The sequence below is a fragment of the Castellaniella sp. S9 genome (assembly GCF_027257175.1).
Taxonomy (GTDB): domain Bacteria; phylum Pseudomonadota; class Gammaproteobacteria; order Burkholderiales; family Burkholderiaceae_B; genus Castellaniella.
In genome coordinates, this window is the sequence record NZ_JAPFGD010000005.1 from 196,466 (window position 1) to 211,750 (window position 15,285).

Sequence of the window (15,285 nt, forward strand, 5' to 3'; positions counted from 1 at the left end):
TGAGTACAGCTCGAGAGCGCATGGCCTTGGCCGTCGAATCCGATTCCGCGGACCGCGCTCTTGCGCTTGACGATCTGAAATTCATGCGCGGCGGCGAAGATCAGTGGCCAGCCGAAGCCGTGACACAGCGAAAAATTGACGGCCGCCCGCTGATGACCTTCAACAAGCTGCCCGCATCGCTGCGGCAGATCACCAACGATCAGCGACAGAACACACCTTCGATCAAGGTGCATCCGGTGGATTCCGGCGCGGACATCGAGACCGCTAAAGTCATTCAGGGGATCGTCCGACACATCGAATATGACAGTGACGCCGATGTTGCCTACGACACTGCGGTCAACAGCGCGGCAACCTGCGGGCGGGGGTTCTTCCGTCTGGTGACCGACTATGAGAGCGAGACAAGCTTTAACCAGGTCATCCGATTCAAGCGTGAGCGCAACCCGCTGAATGTATTCATCGACCCCTTTTCCACAAAGCCTGACGGCTCGGACATGGGGTGGGCGTTCATCATCGATGCGATGCCAAAGAGCGAGTTCAAGCGTCAGCACCCCAAGGCCGCGATTTCATCGGCCGACTTTGACGCGGCATCGATCGGGGCGTCCGCCGCGCACTGGTTCCAGGGTGATGCGGTCGTGGTCGCGGAATACTATTGGATCGATGAGGTTGCGGCCACACTCATCATGCTGTCGGACGGCACGACCGGTTACAAGGACGATTTCAACGCGGACGTTGCGGCGACGGCAGGCGTCAGCATCGTCGCCGAGCGCGAAAGCACCCGGCGGCGTGTTCGGTGGGCGAAGATCACAGGCGCTGATGTGCTGGAAGAGACAGACATCCAGTGTCGCTGGATCCCGGTCTTTCCTGTCTACGGTGACGAGATCGATGTCGGTGGTGAGGTCACCCGGCGTGGCATGGTGCGGGACGCAAAGGATCCTGCACGCATGTACAACTTCTGGATGACGACAGCGACCGAGGAAGTCGCGCTTCGACCCAAGACCCCATTCATCGGTGCCGCAGGGCAATTTGAGGCCGACAAGGCCAAATGGGCGACGGCAAACCTCAGGAGTTGGCCTTACATCCAGTACACGCCCAAGACGATTGATGGGCACTTGGCACCGCCCCCGCAACGTCAGCCGATGGCTGATGTGCCCATTGGTGTCTTACAGATGGCGGCGCACGCCAATGAGGACATTAAATCGGTCACCGGTATTTTCGACGCCAGCCTGGGGGCGCGCAGCAACGAGACCTCGGGCCGGGCAATCATGGCCCGCCAGCGCGAGGGCGACCTGTCGAACTTCCATTTCACGGACAACCTGAATCGCGCTGTTCGACATGCCGGGCGTTGCATCATCGACATGCTGCCTCACTATTACGACACCGAGCGTGTAGTGCAAATCCGGGGCGACGATGAGGCCCTGGACTCTGCCCAGATCAACACGCCCGTCACGGGCGATGACGGCACGCAGCGAATCCTGAATGATCTGACGGTCGGAAAATATGACGTGACCGTGACTGCGGGCCCGAGCTACACCACCCAGCGTCAAGAGGCCGCTGACGGCATGACCCAGCTTGCCCAGGCCTGGCCAAAGATGATGGACATCGCAGGCGACAAGGTGATCGGGAATCTGGACTGGCCCGGCGCAGACGAAGTGGCAGAGCGCATCAAACGCACCATCCCGCCCGAGATACGAGGGCCTGAAGAAGGCGAGGAGCAACAAGCCATTCCGCCGCAGGTCCAGCAGCAGATGGCCCAAATGCAGCAGATGCTGCAACAGGCCCAGCAAGCGTTGCAAGAAGCCCAGTCGGGAGTCGAAAAGGCCCGCATTGATGCGGACAGCCGTGTTGCTGTCGCACAGATCAACGCACAAAGCCGCCAGGACGTGGAAGAGCTCAAGGGCATGGTCAAGCTGCTGTCTGAGCGTTTGCAGCCTCCAGCGCCGCTTACAGCCGCCGCGTACCGAACCGGGGCAGATCCGGGTGCGCCTCCTGCACAACAGTCCACATCACCGACCAGCCCGCTGCCCCAAGCGGGCTTTTCTTTTGGTTCCACCGATTTTGCGCCAGCGCAGTCACCGATTGCACCCGGCGCCGTTCCCGCGACTTCCGGCGCCGTTATTCCGGATGACCCCCTTTGAGGACCTGATATGCAAACCGCAGACCAACAGCAACAAACCACATCCGACGAGACCACCCAAGCCGACGAGCAGCAGCAGAACGCCCATATCGATGGCGACCAGCAGCAGCACGATGATGGCCAACAGCAAGAGGGCCAGGACGAAGGCAAAAAGACCGAACAGACGCCGCAGGATATCGAACTTCGACGCCAACAGCGCCGCATCGATCGGCTGACGCGCAACAAGTATCAGTCCCAAGCCCAGATCCAACAATTGCAGGCAGAGCTCGCGCAATTCCGCACCCAGCCGGGCCAGGATAACGCTGAAGACACGCAGGCAAATGCCGCAGCGCCGACGCGCCAGGACCTGCAACGGCAGGCGCGCGAGATGGTCGAATTCGAGCGCATCAATGCGCGCTGTGATGATGTGGCGGCCAAAGGCGAGGCGCAACATTCCGATTTCAAGGAAAAGGTCCTCGAGCTTGGCCATGAATTGCCGCTGTTTGACCCGCACGGTAAGCCCACCCAGATCCTGCATGCGATCCTGGACGCCGATGATCCTACGGCATTGATCTACCACCTGGGGAGCAACCCAGACGAGGCCGCTGAACTGGCTGAAATGACGCCACGCCAGCAGCTGCGCCACTTGATCAAGATCGAAGCCTCGATCGGAAAACAGACCGATGCGCCAGACCAACAGCAGACGAAGCCGTCTGTATCGAAAGCCCCGCCCCCAGCCCAGCCGAATCGATCGGCATCCGGTCAGTTCCAGAAGGATCCAGGAACCATGACGGATGCGGAATGGTGGGCATCGCAACAGAAATCCAAGTCTTAAGGAGCCAGCATGGCCACCACCCAAGTACTCACACACCAAATGATTGCGCGTGAATCCGCCAAGATGTTTCTGGAGGAAGCGCCTTTCACCGCCAACATCAACAAGGGGCGCCAGGATGAATTCGGCGCCGTCACCCAAGGGTTCAAGAAGGGCAACAGCGTTCGCATCAAGATTCCGCCGGTGCCCATCGTCTACGACGGCGCAACCTTTGCCGGGGGCGGCACGCCCAACAACTTCGGCGAGCAGGAAGTCACGCTCACGGTCGACACCCAGAAGCACACGGGTATCGAGTTCGGCGCGGCCCAAAAGAAGCTCGATCTGTCCGAGTTCCGCGATCGCTTCCTGCGCCCCGCGATCCAAACATTGTCATCGGTGGTGGAGGCCGATCTGCTGCAACGGGCTTACGCCAGTGTCCCGAACCTTGTCGGCACCCCTGGAACCACGCCCACGGCCATGAAGACTTACGGCGAGGCCCGGAGCAAGTTGCAGCATTATCTTGCGCCATCTGGCAATCGCAGCACGGTATTCAGTTCCGATGCCAACCTGGAATTGGTCGACTCGTCCAAGGCGCTTTTTCACACCGCCAAGGAAATCGATCGCGGATTCCTGCGCGGCAGTATCGGCGAGGCCCAGGGCGCGGATTTCTACGAGCATCAATCCTGCCCCATCCACACCAACGGCACAAAGGTGGCCAGCGTGGTGGTGTCCGGTGCAAGCCAATCCGGGGCGGAACTGACCATTGGTGGCCTGACCGCTGCGGACACCATTACCAAGGGTTCCGTGTTCACCATCGCCGGGGTCTACGCAACGCACCCGCTCACCGGTCTGCCGTATGCCCACCTGCAACAGTTCGTCGTGACGGCCGATTTCACTGCGGCCGGCACCACCGGCACGATCGGTATCTACCCGCCCATCAAGGCGGCGATGCCGAATAAAACGGTTTCGGCGCTTCCCGCCAACTCGGCGGCATTGACGTTCGTGGGCGCGGCCAGCACTGCGTACCGGCAGAACATCATGTTCCACCGCGATGCGTTCACGACCGCAATGGTTCCGCTGGAAGTCCTGCCGGGCTGCGAGGGCTACACCGCTCGGATGCCCAACGGGTTTTCCATCCGCGTCATGACGGGCGGTGATTTCACCAATGACAAGGAAGCGACCCGTATCGACGTTCTGTACGGGTTCGCCGCTGTTCGGGGCATACACGCCTCGCGCATCACCGAGTGATGAACCGGGCCGGGCTTCGGCTCGGCCCAACAGGAGAAATCATGTTCCAAGAATTCCCCAAGATGCTCTATCGCGACGATAAGAACACCATCGCCAATGATGCGGAACACGAAAATGCACTGCGCACCGATGGGTGGCACGATTTCGATGCCGAGCCCAAGGCCGAGGAAAAGCCTTCCGATCAGCCGCGCCGAGGAAGACCGTCAAGGGCCGAGCCCAAGGCCGAGGAATAAATGGCCACCGCGATTGATCTGATCGGTCGCTCAATGCGTCGGGCTGGCATCCTTGCGGCCGGCGAAACGCCTGAGGCCGGCGAAACGTCGGATGCGCTGGCTGTACTCAATGGAATCCTCGAGCAATGGTCGATCGATGGCCTGACCGTCTACGCACGGCGAGAAATAACGTTCTCTGGCGACGGTTCCGTTGGTTATACCATCGGACCCACCGGGGATGTAGTTGGCACTCGTCCCGAAATGATCGTCGCCGCATTTTCTCGTGTCGGAGCTGACGACTCCCCCATCGCTCCGGCTGGTGACGACGAATATTCGCGCATCGACAACAAGTCTATAGTCAACCGACCGACGAAATACCGATTCTGGCCGACGATGCCAGACGCCAGGATCGACTTGTGGCCAACGCCAAACTCGAGTTGCGAAATCCATCTGATCGTCAATCAACAGTTGTCCCGCGTAGAGTCGCCGGCTCAGGACATCACATTCGCGCCGGGGTACGATCGCGCCATTTTCCTGACGCTGGCCATAGACCTGTGTGTCGAGTTCCAGCGTGACATCCCGGCTGGCTTGCCTGAGCTGATGAGCGACGCTGTTGCGTCCGTCAAGCGCAACAACATCAATGCGGTGCCCGAGGCAGCGCAGTTCGATGTGGCATTGACTGGCGCATACCGGACCTTTGCCGCTGGGTGACGCGATGGAAAAGAAAGCAGCCGTTGATCTTGTGAATCTGGTGTGCGGACGACAGATTGGAAGCGGAGCCTACCGAACAGTTTTCGAGTGCAGGCTCAACCCGGCGTGGGTTATCAAGCACGACACGCGAGACAACCATTCGAACATCTTCGAGTTTTCCCTGTGGCGAGAACTCGAAGGCACGCCCTTGAGCAAATGGCTCGCACCTGTCGAGTGGCTGAGCAATGATGGATTCTGGCTGATTCAGAGAAAAACCGAACCCATTCGGGCCAGCGAACTGCCCGACAAAATTCCCGCACTCTTCTGCGACATGAAGGTCAGCAACTGGGGGATGTTGGATGGCCGCCCAGTCTGCCATGACTACGGAAATTCGCGTCTGTTTGCGCTGGCCAGAAGCCACGGCGGCGGGCTAAAGAAGGCGCACTGGGTGGAGGGTTGATATATGGCAGTGCGTCCAATCAGAGTCCCATTCGTCGGCCCGGCCTACGAAACCCGCTCTCCGAATCAGTCAGCCCAGCGTCTGATCAATTGGTATGTCGAGGCCACTGAGCAAGGCGGCAAGACCGATTTCACGCTCTACCCTACCCCTGGGCTTCGTCTGGGTGCAGTGGTGGGCTCTGGCCCTGTCCGTGGAGCCTTGGAGATCAACGGCGGTCATGTGTATGTCGTGTCAGGGCCTGAGGTCTACCGCGTGTCTCCTGGCTTCGTGTCGTCACGTGCGGGCTCGATCGGATCTGCCACTGGCCCTGTGGGAATGGCGTACAACGGTCGGCAATTCCTGATCGTGGATGGATCTAGGGGTTATCTCGTGGACACCACCGCGAACACGGTCTCGCAGATCGTTGACGTGGACTTCCCCAACGGCGTGACCTGGGCGCAGTACCTGGACCAGTATTTCGTGGTCGGTGGTGACGGATCGGGCCGGTTCTACATTTCCGATCTTGGAGACGGTTCTGTGTGGGTCGGCACAGAATACGCGAATGCCGAGGGTGATCCGGATCCACTGATCGCCGGCATCGTGAATTACCGAGACCTGTTCCTGTTCGGAGACGCATCTTTCGAGATTTGGACCAACACTGGGAATTCGACCTTCCCCATTGAACGTTCCGGAAATGCCTTCGGGGAAACAGGCTGCGCCGCCGTCTATTCGGTCCGCAAGGCCCTGGGTGACGTTTTCTGGCTTGGCCGAGACCGTACAGGCGACGGTGTGGTGTGGCGGATGAAGGGATACGACCCTCTTCGCGTCTCGACCCACGCGCTTGAATGGGAACTTCGCCAGTACCCCCGGATCGATGACGCAATAGGTTTCGTCTATCAACTCGGTGGATCCGCATGGTACGTGCTGCACTTCCCCACCGCGGATAAGACCTGGGTCTACAACATCAACGGATCGTACTGGCACGAGTGGCTGGCTTTCGATGATGCATCGGGCCAGTTCCACCGCCATCGTTCCAACTGTCACTTCATGCTTGGCCGGGATCACGTAGTCGGTGATTGGCAATCGGGAAACCTGTACATCCTTGACCCCCGGGTCTACACGGACGCTGGCGAAACGATTCGGCGGGTACGGACCACATACGCGGATGACGCGGATCTTCGGCGGGTGTTCTATGCATCCCTGCAGCTTGACCTGCAGGCCGGTGTCGGTCTTCCTGTCGGGCAAGGATCCGAACCCGTGATGATGCTCCGTTGGTCCAACGATGGTGGCCACACCTGGAGCAATGTGCGAGTCGCCACCATGGGCAAGCTCGGAGAATACGGCGCCCGCTGCATCTGGAATCGTCTCGGGTCGGGTCGGGCTCGCGTGTGGGAAATCTCGATCACGGACCCTGTGAATGCCGTGATCCTTGGGGCCGTGATGACTGGGGAGGCTGGAAACTCATGAGTTCCCTTCCCCTCTTTCCAGCCCGGATCGCCATCGGCCAGTTCTCCACGAGCTCGGGCGGTCGGCAGCAGACCGTCAAGGTGCAGATGACGCCGGAGTTCTATCGTGCGCTTCAACTGACCCTGCAGCGTCTTGGAGGCCCGTCATCCGAGATCCCGACCATCGATGAAATCTTCCTCGAAGCCACGATGGCCTCGCCGCTTTCTCAGGATGCGCAAGAGGCCGCGATGATGCTCGGGGACATGGTGCAGGCCTCACGAAACGAGGCCACAGGCGATGTTTTCGAGGCGGTCCATGCCCAGGCACCGGCAGACAGTTTCCAAGCCCAGGAGCCCGCTATTTTTCAGCCCCAGGGCGATTCTGAACGTGGCGAGGCCACATTCCAGGTCCTGCGAATCGATGGATCGCCCTTGGCGCCTCAGGCTCTGACCGTCACTGCATCACCGATGACGATCACTGCCGACAGGCGTTGCGCGATCCACGTCGACGGCCCCGTGGATTCCCTGACCTTTTCCCGCGCCGGCGTGAATCTGGACGTCTCGGGGAACCTCATCGAACTGAACCTGGGCGACACACTGACGGTGGCTTACACCTCAGCCCCGACCCTGACACTTATTCCGAGGTGACAAATGAAACGCGAACCGAAACTGTTGGTGGTCAGTGCAATCGCAGACACCGCAGGAATCATGTACACGACACCTGGCGGGACGTGGACCACGATCTCAGCGATGACAGTCACCAACACCACTGGAAACGTGGTGGACGTGACCGTGTATCTGGTGCCTTCTGGCGGATCGCCCGACGCGACGAATGCGATCCTGTTCGAGCGCAACCTATCTCCCGGTGAGTCCCGGATCATCGGCGAGGCTGTGGGGCAGACACTCCACCCGGGCGGGACGATCCAGGCCGTAGCAGGCACTGCGGCGTCCCTGAATATGGTGGCATCTGGATATGAAACTGTCGCCTGAGCGCACTGAGGACGTGGATTTCCTCGTGTCCATCTTCACGCACCCGCGAATCTGGCCCTGGGTCTCCGAGGACGGCCAGCGCACGGAGGGTTACCGCCCGATTATCCATCCTCGAGTGCATTATCTGCGTCTCGATGACCGAGGCGTGATTGCATTTCGGGCGGTCGGCGCGGTGATGTACGAATCGCATGTTGCGATGCTGCCGGGCGTGCGTTCGGATGATTTCGCATGCGCCTGTGTGCGCTGGATGTGGGACAACACCGAAGCCCGAAAATTGACCGCCAATATACCGGCCAGAAACCGCGCCGCGATCGCCTATGCGCGCCGCGCTGGCTACACACAAGAGGGCCGCATTACCGGCGCCTTTCTGTCGCGCGGGAAGCTGCACGACATGATCATGATGGGAGTATCGAAATGCCTGAAGCAGCAATAGGAGCGGCTGGCAGCATCGTCGGCGGTCTCATGGGGGCCGATGCCGCTGACAGCGCAGCCAGTACTCAATCGGCCGCGGCGGATCGCGCATCGCAAGCCCAGCTCGAGGCCCAGCGCCTTGCGATCGAGGAACAACGCCGACAGTACGACACGTCACGCGCCGATCTCGAGCCGTGGCGGGCCACTGGCGGGGCCGCGCTCAACCGTCTGGCGTACTTGATGGGGCTGAACGTGCCCACTGGGGCGCCACAGCGCATGACTGAGGCCCAGATCCGCGCGGAGCTACTGCCCCAGTACACGACGCGCACCACGCAGAACGCGGCGGCACAGCTTCCCGAGGGAATCAGCCCTGAGCTTGCTGCTCGCCTGAATATGGGGTTCGGGCTCGTCGGGCACGATCTCCCGTTCCCAGGCTTAAACGATCAACAGCCGATCACATCCGAGTCGGTGGACTATGCAGCTCTCGATGCTGCCGTGGCCCGCAGAATGGCCGAACAACAAGCGGCATACGACGCCTGGAACGCGCAACAGAGGCAGGCCGGGATAGACGCCCAAAACGATCCCCAGTACGGATCCCTGCTGCGTCGATTCACGATGGATGACTACCTCGAGGACCCGGGCTATCAATTTCGCATTGACCAGGGCGAGCAGGCCATCAACCGCGCCGCTGCCGCTGCTGGCCGGTACGACTCGGGCCGCGCCCTGAAAGACCTGACCGAATTCAATTCCGGCCTTGCGTCCCAGGAATTCGGAAACGCATACGGTCGCTGGAACAATGACCAGACGAACATCTTCAACCGTCTATCTGGCGTTGCCGGAACAGGCCAGCAGGCCACGAACCAACTGGCAAACCTGGGCTCGAACATGGCGTCGAACATAGGGAACCTGACGATGGCCGGGGGCAATGCCGCAGCGTCCGGGTATATCAACGCCGGAAATGCTGGGGCGGCGGGGATCATGGGCCAGGCCAATGCATGGGGCAACGCGCTGGGCGGCGTCACCAACGCACTGAGCCAGTACTTCACAAACAAGAGCTTGCCCTCGTCGACCGGGGTGGCGCTGAACGGACTTCGCTGGAGCTGATATGGCCACACTCGATACCCGAATCCCGATGTCCTTCCAATCCCCCCAGATCAACACGCCAAACCAGAATCGGTTGCAGGCGCTGGCGATCCAGGGTCAGGAAATGGACATTGCTCAACGCGGCCGGGCACTGGAGCAACAGAACGCGCTGGCGGCTCTCTTTCAGAGGCCGGGAACCTTCGATTCCCAGGGCGGCATCAACCCAACCATTCTGCCCGAAGTCGCACGTGTCGCGCCTGGCCAGGCCATGGATTTCTCGAAGACGATCCAGGGTCAGAGGAAGGCAATATCCGACGCCCAAAAGGCCCAGCTCGATCAGGCGAAAACACAGATCGATCTGGTCGGCAGGTTGCTTGGCAGCGTCACAGACGAGAACAGTTTCCAGGCCGCACGGCAACAAGCTCTGCAACTCGGAATTCCCTTGACTGGTGTGCCTGACCGATACGATCCCGCATGGGTGGATCAGCAACGACGGCAGACGCTGACCTACCAGCAGCAGTTGGACAACCAATTCCGCGCATCGCAGGCGTCGGAAAAGCAAGGCGCCCCGATAGGAGCGCCCATTGAAGTCACTGGGCCCAACGGCGTGCCGATGCTGGTTCAGCGCTACGGCGATGGCTCATTGCGGCCGGTTCAAGGATTTTCCCCCAAGGCTCGAGAAGGCCTATCCATCACCACGAATCCGGATGGGACGGTCAGCGTCACTACGGGCGGCGCGAAGTCCGGAAAACTGACCGAACAGCAAAGCAAGGACCTGGTGTATCTGACCCGAGGCGAGGCGGCCAGCCCCATCCTGGATAAACTGGGATCACAGCTCGCGGACCCTGCCCAGCGCGCCGGTGGCGCAATTCCACTGGTTGGGAACTTCACCGTGTCGCCGGACTTTCAGCGGGCCGACCAGGCGGGCCGAGAGTTCTTGGCGGCCATCCTGAGAAAGGATACAGGCGCGGCCATCACCAGCCAGGAATTCGACATCTACGGAAAGATGTATCTGCCCCAGCCCGGAGATAGCCCCGAGGTTCTGGCGCAGAAGAGGACATCTCGACGCACCGCGCTCGATGCTATTCGTTCTGGCCTTGGCGCAGCGGCGGAAGGCGCGCCGCCTCGGTCCAATGAGACTCAAGCCACGGACCGAGACGCTCAATTGGATCAAATTCTGGGGTTCTAACATGGCATGGGAACAACTCGCCCCGCAGGTGATAGCAAGGCTCTCCAAAGACCTGCAATTGACGCCTGCGCAGGCCGCTGGAATTGTCGGCCAGCTCGGGTATGAGTCGGATGGATTGCAAGCCATCAACGAGCGCAATCCGACAGTTCCCGGATCTCGTGGTGGCTTCGGCTGGGCGCAATGGACCGGGCCCCGTCGTCAACAGTTCGAATCATTTGCCGCCGGACAAAAAATGGATGTGACAGACCCCGAGGCAAACTATCAGTTCCTGCTGCATGAACTGAGGGATACACCAGAGTCCCGCGTCCTCGATGGCGTCCGAAAAGCACAAGACGCACAGACAGCCGGGCGCGTGTTCACTGACCAGTTCCTGCGCCCCGGTGTCCCGGCATATGACAAACGGCAATCATGGACGGAGCAAGCCTTGAATTTCATCATGCCAGCGGCACGGGCCGGGACCTTGCCTAAGCAGGACGAATCCATACGCGCGCGCATCGATAGGGCCCATGCCGCTGGTTTTGACGACAACGAAATTTTAAAGCGCATCCAGGCCAACGCCGACATGTCTGCCAGAATTCAAAAGGCTCGTGATGCTGGTTTCACAGATGAAGAAATCTTTGGGCGCATGGGGCTGAAGGCTGGTCAGCAGCCGGATCTACTGGCAGAACCGCCTCAGCGCTCTTTTGCTGAGCGCGCCGGTGCAGCCATTATGGAGATCCCGCGCCAGGTCGGGCTGACCGCACGCTACGGATTAGAAGGCCTTGGCCAAGCAGCGGGCATCGTGACTGAGCCAATTCGTCAGGGCCTAAATGTGGGTCTGCGCGCAGCTGGACTGCCCGAGGCGGCGAACACCGCCCAGGTTGCATCATCCGCAGCAGACACGTTGGGGCTCCCAGGGCCACAGACTGCCAATGAGCGGGTGGTCGGTGATGCGACTCGGCTGATGGCGGGCGTGGCAGGAGTGGCCGGGACAGCAAACGCATTGGCGCGCGGGGCGGCGGGCGTGACCCAATCGGCATTACAGGCGCTTGGGGCCAACCCCGGAAGTCAGGTCGCTTCAGCTGCCAGTGCTGGGGCTGCTGGGGGCGCCGTGCGCGAGGCTGGCGGATCACCATTGGCCCAGGCAGGGGCAGCTCTCGCTGGTGGCCTTGTGGCGCCTATGGCGGTCTCTAGTGCTCAATCTGCCGTGCGCGGTATCCAAAGTCGATTTTCCGACATTGATCAGCGCATCCGGCAAACCCTCGCACAAGCCGGGACCAACTTTGACGATCTCCCAGCACGCGTCCAGCAACAAATGCGCATCGAGGTTTCTCAGGCGTTGCGGCAAGGCGATGAGCTGAGCCCAGGGGCTTTGCGACGACTGGCTGATTTCCAGCGCATCGAGGGCGCAACGCCAACACGAGGCATGCTCACGCAGGATCCGGGGCAAATCACGCGAGAGCAAAATCTCGCAAAGATTCAGGCCAACTCTACTGTGGCAGGCGGTCGCAACCTGTCGCAGATCCAAAACGAAAACAACGTATCGTTGGTGCGGGCCCTGGATCAGGCTGGCGCGTCTGACGACGCCATGACTGCCGGGCATCGCGCAATCGAATCCCTGCAACGTCGCTTGGGCGGACAACAGGCCCGCATCAATGATCTGTACAGTCTTGCACGTGACAGTGCGGGCCGCAGCTTCCCTCTGGATGGTCGTGCATTTGCAGATCGAGCCATCCAGGCGCTGGATGATCAGTTGGTGGGCGGCGCGCTGCCAGCAGATGTGCGCAACCATTTGAATCGCATCAGCGCGGGCGAAGTGCCATTCACCGTGGACTATGCCGAGCAACTGAAAACTCTGATGGGTCGCCTGCAACGCGGCACCAGTGATGGCAGCGCCCGCTACGCTCTGGGCCTTGTGCGCCAGGCTTTGGACGATGCTCCTGTGTTGCCGTTGGGTCAGCAGACTACAACCGCAGGCGCTCGCGCGGTGAATCCTGGCAATCTGCCTGCCACCACCGGGTCTGAAATCGGCGAGCAAGCGGTAGAGGCATTCAATCGTGCCAGATCGGCAAACCGGGCGATGATGCGTCAAGTAGAAAGCACCCCAGCGCTTAAGGCCCTGTATGAAGGCACGGTAGCGCCGGATAATTTTCTACAGAAATACATCATCAGTTCGTCGGTGCCGGCACGCAACGTCAACCGATTGGCGCGTCTGCTGGCAGCCGACCCACCTGCTCGAGATTCGGTGCGCGGCGCCTTGGTTCAGCATCTGAAAGATCGAGCGCTATCGGGGATGCCGGACGATATCGGTGCAGCGAGATTCAGTGCAGCGAACTACACAAAAGCGCTGAAACAGCTCGGCCGCAACAAATTGGCGGCGTTCTTTGAACCCCAGGAGATCGAACAGCTCGAGGCTATTTCTCGCGTCGGTCGGCTGATGTCCAATCAGCCAGTGGGAAGCGCTGTGAACAACAGCAACAGCGCCACTACGTTTGTTGGGCGCGCGTTTGATGCGCTCGGCACAGTAGGTCGAGGCTTGCGCATTTTAGGAATTGGGGATCAGATCGGCGCGATCCAGGGGGGGCTTCAACAACGTGCCGCTCAACGTGTATCGCCCGCGCTGCTTGACCGGGTCACGACCCCCTCGAATCGCTTGCTGCAATTGTCTACGACTGGCTCACTTCTTGCTGCGCCAGGCATGCCAGGCAGCGAGTAGGATCATGGCGCCTAGCCACCCGATCAATATAGGGTTGTGACCCCATAACAAGTTGCTTTCTTCCATATAGGCCCCGCCCCGAGCGGGGCTTCTTTATGAGATAACGATATGTCCGGAATATCCTACACCATGCCCCGCTTCCAGGCCATCGATCAAAATGGCCGTCCCATGGTCGGGTCCACGCTCTACACCTACCAGAACAAGACCACCACGCCACACCCGACGTGGAAGGACCGGGAACAGACCGCGTACAACACCAACCCGATCGTGCTTGATGCGCGAGGTGAGGCTGTAGTCTGGCTGGATCCTGAACAAGTCTATACGTTCGTCCTCAGAGACTGGTTCGGGGCGCTTGTGTGGAGCCAGGATGATGTCGCAGGGGGTGCCTCTCAGATTGATCTTGCGGCTCCTGATGGGTCGTCGATGGTTGGATTTATCCAGGCTGGCGCCGGCGCAGTCGCAAGGACCTCGCGCGACAAGATGCGCGAGGTTGTCAGCGTCAAGGATTTTGGTGCTGTGGGGGATGGAGTCACCGATGACACTGCGGCTATCCAGGCGGCAGCAGATGCAGCCAAAATTTGGAAGGTAGCGCTGCACATTCCTGCTGGTGAGTTCAGTCACTCAGGAATACTTACTTTTGATTCCATTTCAGTTTATGGGGGTGGAACTTTAAGATCTACGGATACTACTACCCCCGACCCGCAACATGCAGTTGTATTAACTGGAAATAGCCCATCCATCGAAAATATTATAATTAAGGCAGATTGGGGAGGAGTTAGGCAAGCGAACGCCAACTCAGCAGGAATTTTCATAAATAATGCAACTAATTTTAAAGTTGCTGGCTGTTCCGTGGCAGATTCTGCTTCAGCAGGGATTTTTATAACTCAATCCACAGGTGGTATTGTTCTAAATAATCTCGTCACTGATACGTTGGCGGATGGGATTCACGTAACAGGGGCATCTACCGAGGTTTTGATTCAGGGAAACAAAACAGCAAGTACGGGGGACGATTGTATTGCAGCTGTTTCCTACGTATCGAATGGCTCCCCGGTGAGTTATATAAAAATTGTAAACAACACGTGTATAGACGGCCTTGCTAGAGGCATTACAGTTGTGGGGGGAGAAGACATTTTAATCCAGGGGAATTTCGTCGATAACTCGGCTCAGGCCGCTTATTACCTTGCCTCTGAGTCTTCATATAATACGTTCGCCCCAAAACGGGTTGTCGTTAGTAATAATATTGGCCAGAACTGTACGACAGGCACCATTGCCACTGGAATATTTATTAGCTCGTCTAATCCGGGTTATACGGCAAAGGACATCTTAGTTTCCGGCAACATCTTCCGCAACGTAAAGACTAGCTCTATAATTAGAGCGGCAGAACAAGTTATTTTCTCTGGAAATATTTTTGATGGTATCTCCGGGGGCAACGGCGCGGATGTACAAGAAGGTGCTAAAGACATTAGTATTATAGGTAATTCCTTTAAAAATATTTTCGTATACGGGGTAGCAATAACCTCCGCATCGGGTATCGTGCGTGTTTGCGATAATGATTTTAAGCAGGTTAATATTGCTGGCATATCTTATGTAGACTGCATTCTTGTCCCGGGAGCAGTAACGGCAGATCGTGTTTATATTCAAAACAACACACACGCTAACGTGGCCCCCTACACAGTGTTAGAGCGTTTTATCGAATGTAATGTTGCGGGAGCAATTATAACCGGAAACTACTCAGCAACGCACCCATATGTTGTTGGTATCCATAATGCCCAGCGGTTTGAGAGTGGCACCAACTATCGTGTTAGTTATTATACTTCAGCCCCCTCAACCGGGACTTGGGCAGTTGGGGATATTGTATATCACTCAACCCCCGTCGCTGCTGGAAATATCGGATGGGTGTGTGTTGCGGCAGGAACCCCCGGGACGTGGAAGGCGTTTGGTAAGATTGATCCATAGTTC

Annotated in this window: 14 protein-coding genes; all 14 read left to right on the plus strand. The window is 59.0% G+C overall.

What is annotated here, in order from left to right:
- The first annotated feature begins 20 nt into the window (after positions 1–20).
- The 14 genes from OOZ48_RS09975 (at position 21) to OOZ48_RS10040 (ending at position 15,282) form a co-directional block, all read left to right on the plus strand.
- Positions 21–2,135 (plus strand): portal protein, encoded by a 2,115-nt coding sequence (locus OOZ48_RS09975; protein ID WP_269497817.1) that lies wholly within the window; start codon positions 21–23, stop codon positions 2,133–2,135.
- A 9-nt stretch (positions 2,136–2,144) separates the two neighbouring features.
- A complete protein-coding gene (locus tag OOZ48_RS09980; protein WP_269497820.1) occupies positions 2,145–2,948 on the plus strand; it encodes a hypothetical protein in 804 nt (267 codons plus the stop codon).
- Between the two features lie 9 nt (positions 2,949–2,957).
- A complete protein-coding gene (locus OOZ48_RS09985; RefSeq protein WP_269497823.1) occupies positions 2,958–4,172 on the plus strand; it encodes a P22 phage major capsid protein family protein in 1,215 nt (404 codons plus the stop codon).
- Positions 4,173–4,213: 41 nt separating this feature from the next.
- Positions 4,214–4,405, plus strand: coding sequence for a hypothetical protein (locus OOZ48_RS09990; protein ID WP_269497825.1), 192 nt, complete (start codon positions 4,214–4,216; stop codon positions 4,403–4,405).
- Complete coding sequence (locus tag OOZ48_RS09995; RefSeq protein WP_269497828.1) at positions 4,406–5,095, plus strand: hypothetical protein; 690 nt, start codon at positions 4,406–4,408, stop codon at positions 5,093–5,095.
- 4 nt (positions 5,096–5,099) lie between these two features.
- Complete coding sequence (locus tag OOZ48_RS10000) at positions 5,100–5,534, plus strand: hypothetical protein (protein WP_269497831.1); 435 nt, start codon at positions 5,100–5,102, stop codon at positions 5,532–5,534.
- Positions 5,535–5,903: 369 nt separating this feature from the next.
- Positions 5,904–6,980 (plus strand): hypothetical protein, encoded by a 1,077-nt coding sequence (locus tag OOZ48_RS10005; protein WP_442867565.1) that lies wholly within the window; start codon positions 5,904–5,906, stop codon positions 6,978–6,980.
- On the plus strand, positions 6,977–7,606 hold the full coding sequence (locus OOZ48_RS10010; RefSeq protein WP_269497837.1) for a hypothetical protein: 630 nt from the start codon (positions 6,977–6,979) through the stop codon (positions 7,604–7,606). The genes OOZ48_RS10005 and OOZ48_RS10010 overlap by 4 nt, the downstream gene beginning before the upstream one ends.
- Positions 7,607–7,609: 3 nt before the next feature.
- A complete protein-coding gene (locus OOZ48_RS10015) occupies positions 7,610–7,948 on the plus strand; it encodes a hypothetical protein (protein WP_269497840.1) in 339 nt (112 codons plus the stop codon).
- Positions 7,932–8,381: a hypothetical protein gene (locus OOZ48_RS10020; RefSeq protein ID WP_269497843.1), complete on the plus strand. Its 450-nt coding sequence runs from the start codon at positions 7,932–7,934 to the stop codon at positions 8,379–8,381. Before OOZ48_RS10015 ends, OOZ48_RS10020 begins: the two co-directional genes overlap by 17 nt.
- The gene (locus OOZ48_RS10025; protein WP_269497846.1) at positions 8,363–9,463 is read left to right on the plus strand and encodes a hypothetical protein; all 1,101 of its coding nucleotides are present in this window, start codon (positions 8,363–8,365) and stop codon (positions 9,461–9,463) included. Before OOZ48_RS10020 ends, OOZ48_RS10025 begins: the two co-directional genes overlap by 19 nt.
- Position 9,464: 1 nt before the next feature.
- Positions 9,465–10,631 (plus strand): hypothetical protein, encoded by a 1,167-nt coding sequence (locus OOZ48_RS10030; RefSeq protein WP_269497849.1) that lies wholly within the window; start codon positions 9,465–9,467, stop codon positions 10,629–10,631.
- 1 nt (position 10,632) lies between these two features.
- Positions 10,633–13,326, plus strand: coding sequence for a phage tail tip lysozyme (locus tag OOZ48_RS10035; RefSeq protein WP_269497852.1), 2,694 nt, complete (start codon positions 10,633–10,635; stop codon positions 13,324–13,326).
- Positions 13,327–13,434: 108 nt separating this feature from the next.
- Positions 13,435–15,282 carry a right-handed parallel beta-helix repeat-containing protein gene (locus tag OOZ48_RS10040; protein WP_269497855.1) on the plus strand — a complete coding sequence of 616 codons (1,848 nt, stop codon included), beginning with the start codon at positions 13,435–13,437 and terminating at the stop codon, positions 15,280–15,282.
- Positions 15,283–15,285 lie beyond the last annotated feature (3 nt).

Coding starts and splice junctions, on each gene's coding strand:
- OOZ48_RS09975 (WP_269497817.1), top strand. CDS start 21: ATGGCCTTGGCCGTCGAATCCGATTCCGCGGACCGCGCTCTTGCGCTT.
- OOZ48_RS09980 (WP_269497820.1), top strand. CDS start 2,145: ATGCAAACCGCAGACCAACAGCAACAAACCACATCCGACGAGACCACC.
- OOZ48_RS09985 (WP_269497823.1), top strand. CDS start 2,958: ATGGCCACCACCCAAGTACTCACACACCAAATGATTGCGCGTGAATCC.
- OOZ48_RS09990 (WP_269497825.1), top strand. CDS start 4,214: ATGTTCCAAGAATTCCCCAAGATGCTCTATCGCGACGATAAGAACACC.
- OOZ48_RS09995 (WP_269497828.1), top strand. CDS start 4,406: ATGGCCACCGCGATTGATCTGATCGGTCGCTCAATGCGTCGGGCTGGC.
- OOZ48_RS10000 (WP_269497831.1), top strand. CDS start 5,100: ATGGAAAAGAAAGCAGCCGTTGATCTTGTGAATCTGGTGTGCGGACGA.
- OOZ48_RS10010 (WP_269497837.1), top strand. CDS start 6,977: ATGAGTTCCCTTCCCCTCTTTCCAGCCCGGATCGCCATCGGCCAGTTC.
- OOZ48_RS10015 (WP_269497840.1), top strand. CDS start 7,610: ATGAAACGCGAACCGAAACTGTTGGTGGTCAGTGCAATCGCAGACACC.
- OOZ48_RS10020 (WP_269497843.1), top strand. CDS start 7,932: ATGAAACTGTCGCCTGAGCGCACTGAGGACGTGGATTTCCTCGTGTCC.
- OOZ48_RS10025 (WP_269497846.1), top strand. CDS start 8,363: ATGCCTGAAGCAGCAATAGGAGCGGCTGGCAGCATCGTCGGCGGTCTC.
- OOZ48_RS10030 (WP_269497849.1), top strand. CDS start 9,465: ATGGCCACACTCGATACCCGAATCCCGATGTCCTTCCAATCCCCCCAG.
- OOZ48_RS10035 (WP_269497852.1), top strand. CDS start 10,633: ATGGCATGGGAACAACTCGCCCCGCAGGTGATAGCAAGGCTCTCCAAA.
- OOZ48_RS10040 (WP_269497855.1), top strand. CDS start 13,435: ATGTCCGGAATATCCTACACCATGCCCCGCTTCCAGGCCATCGATCAA.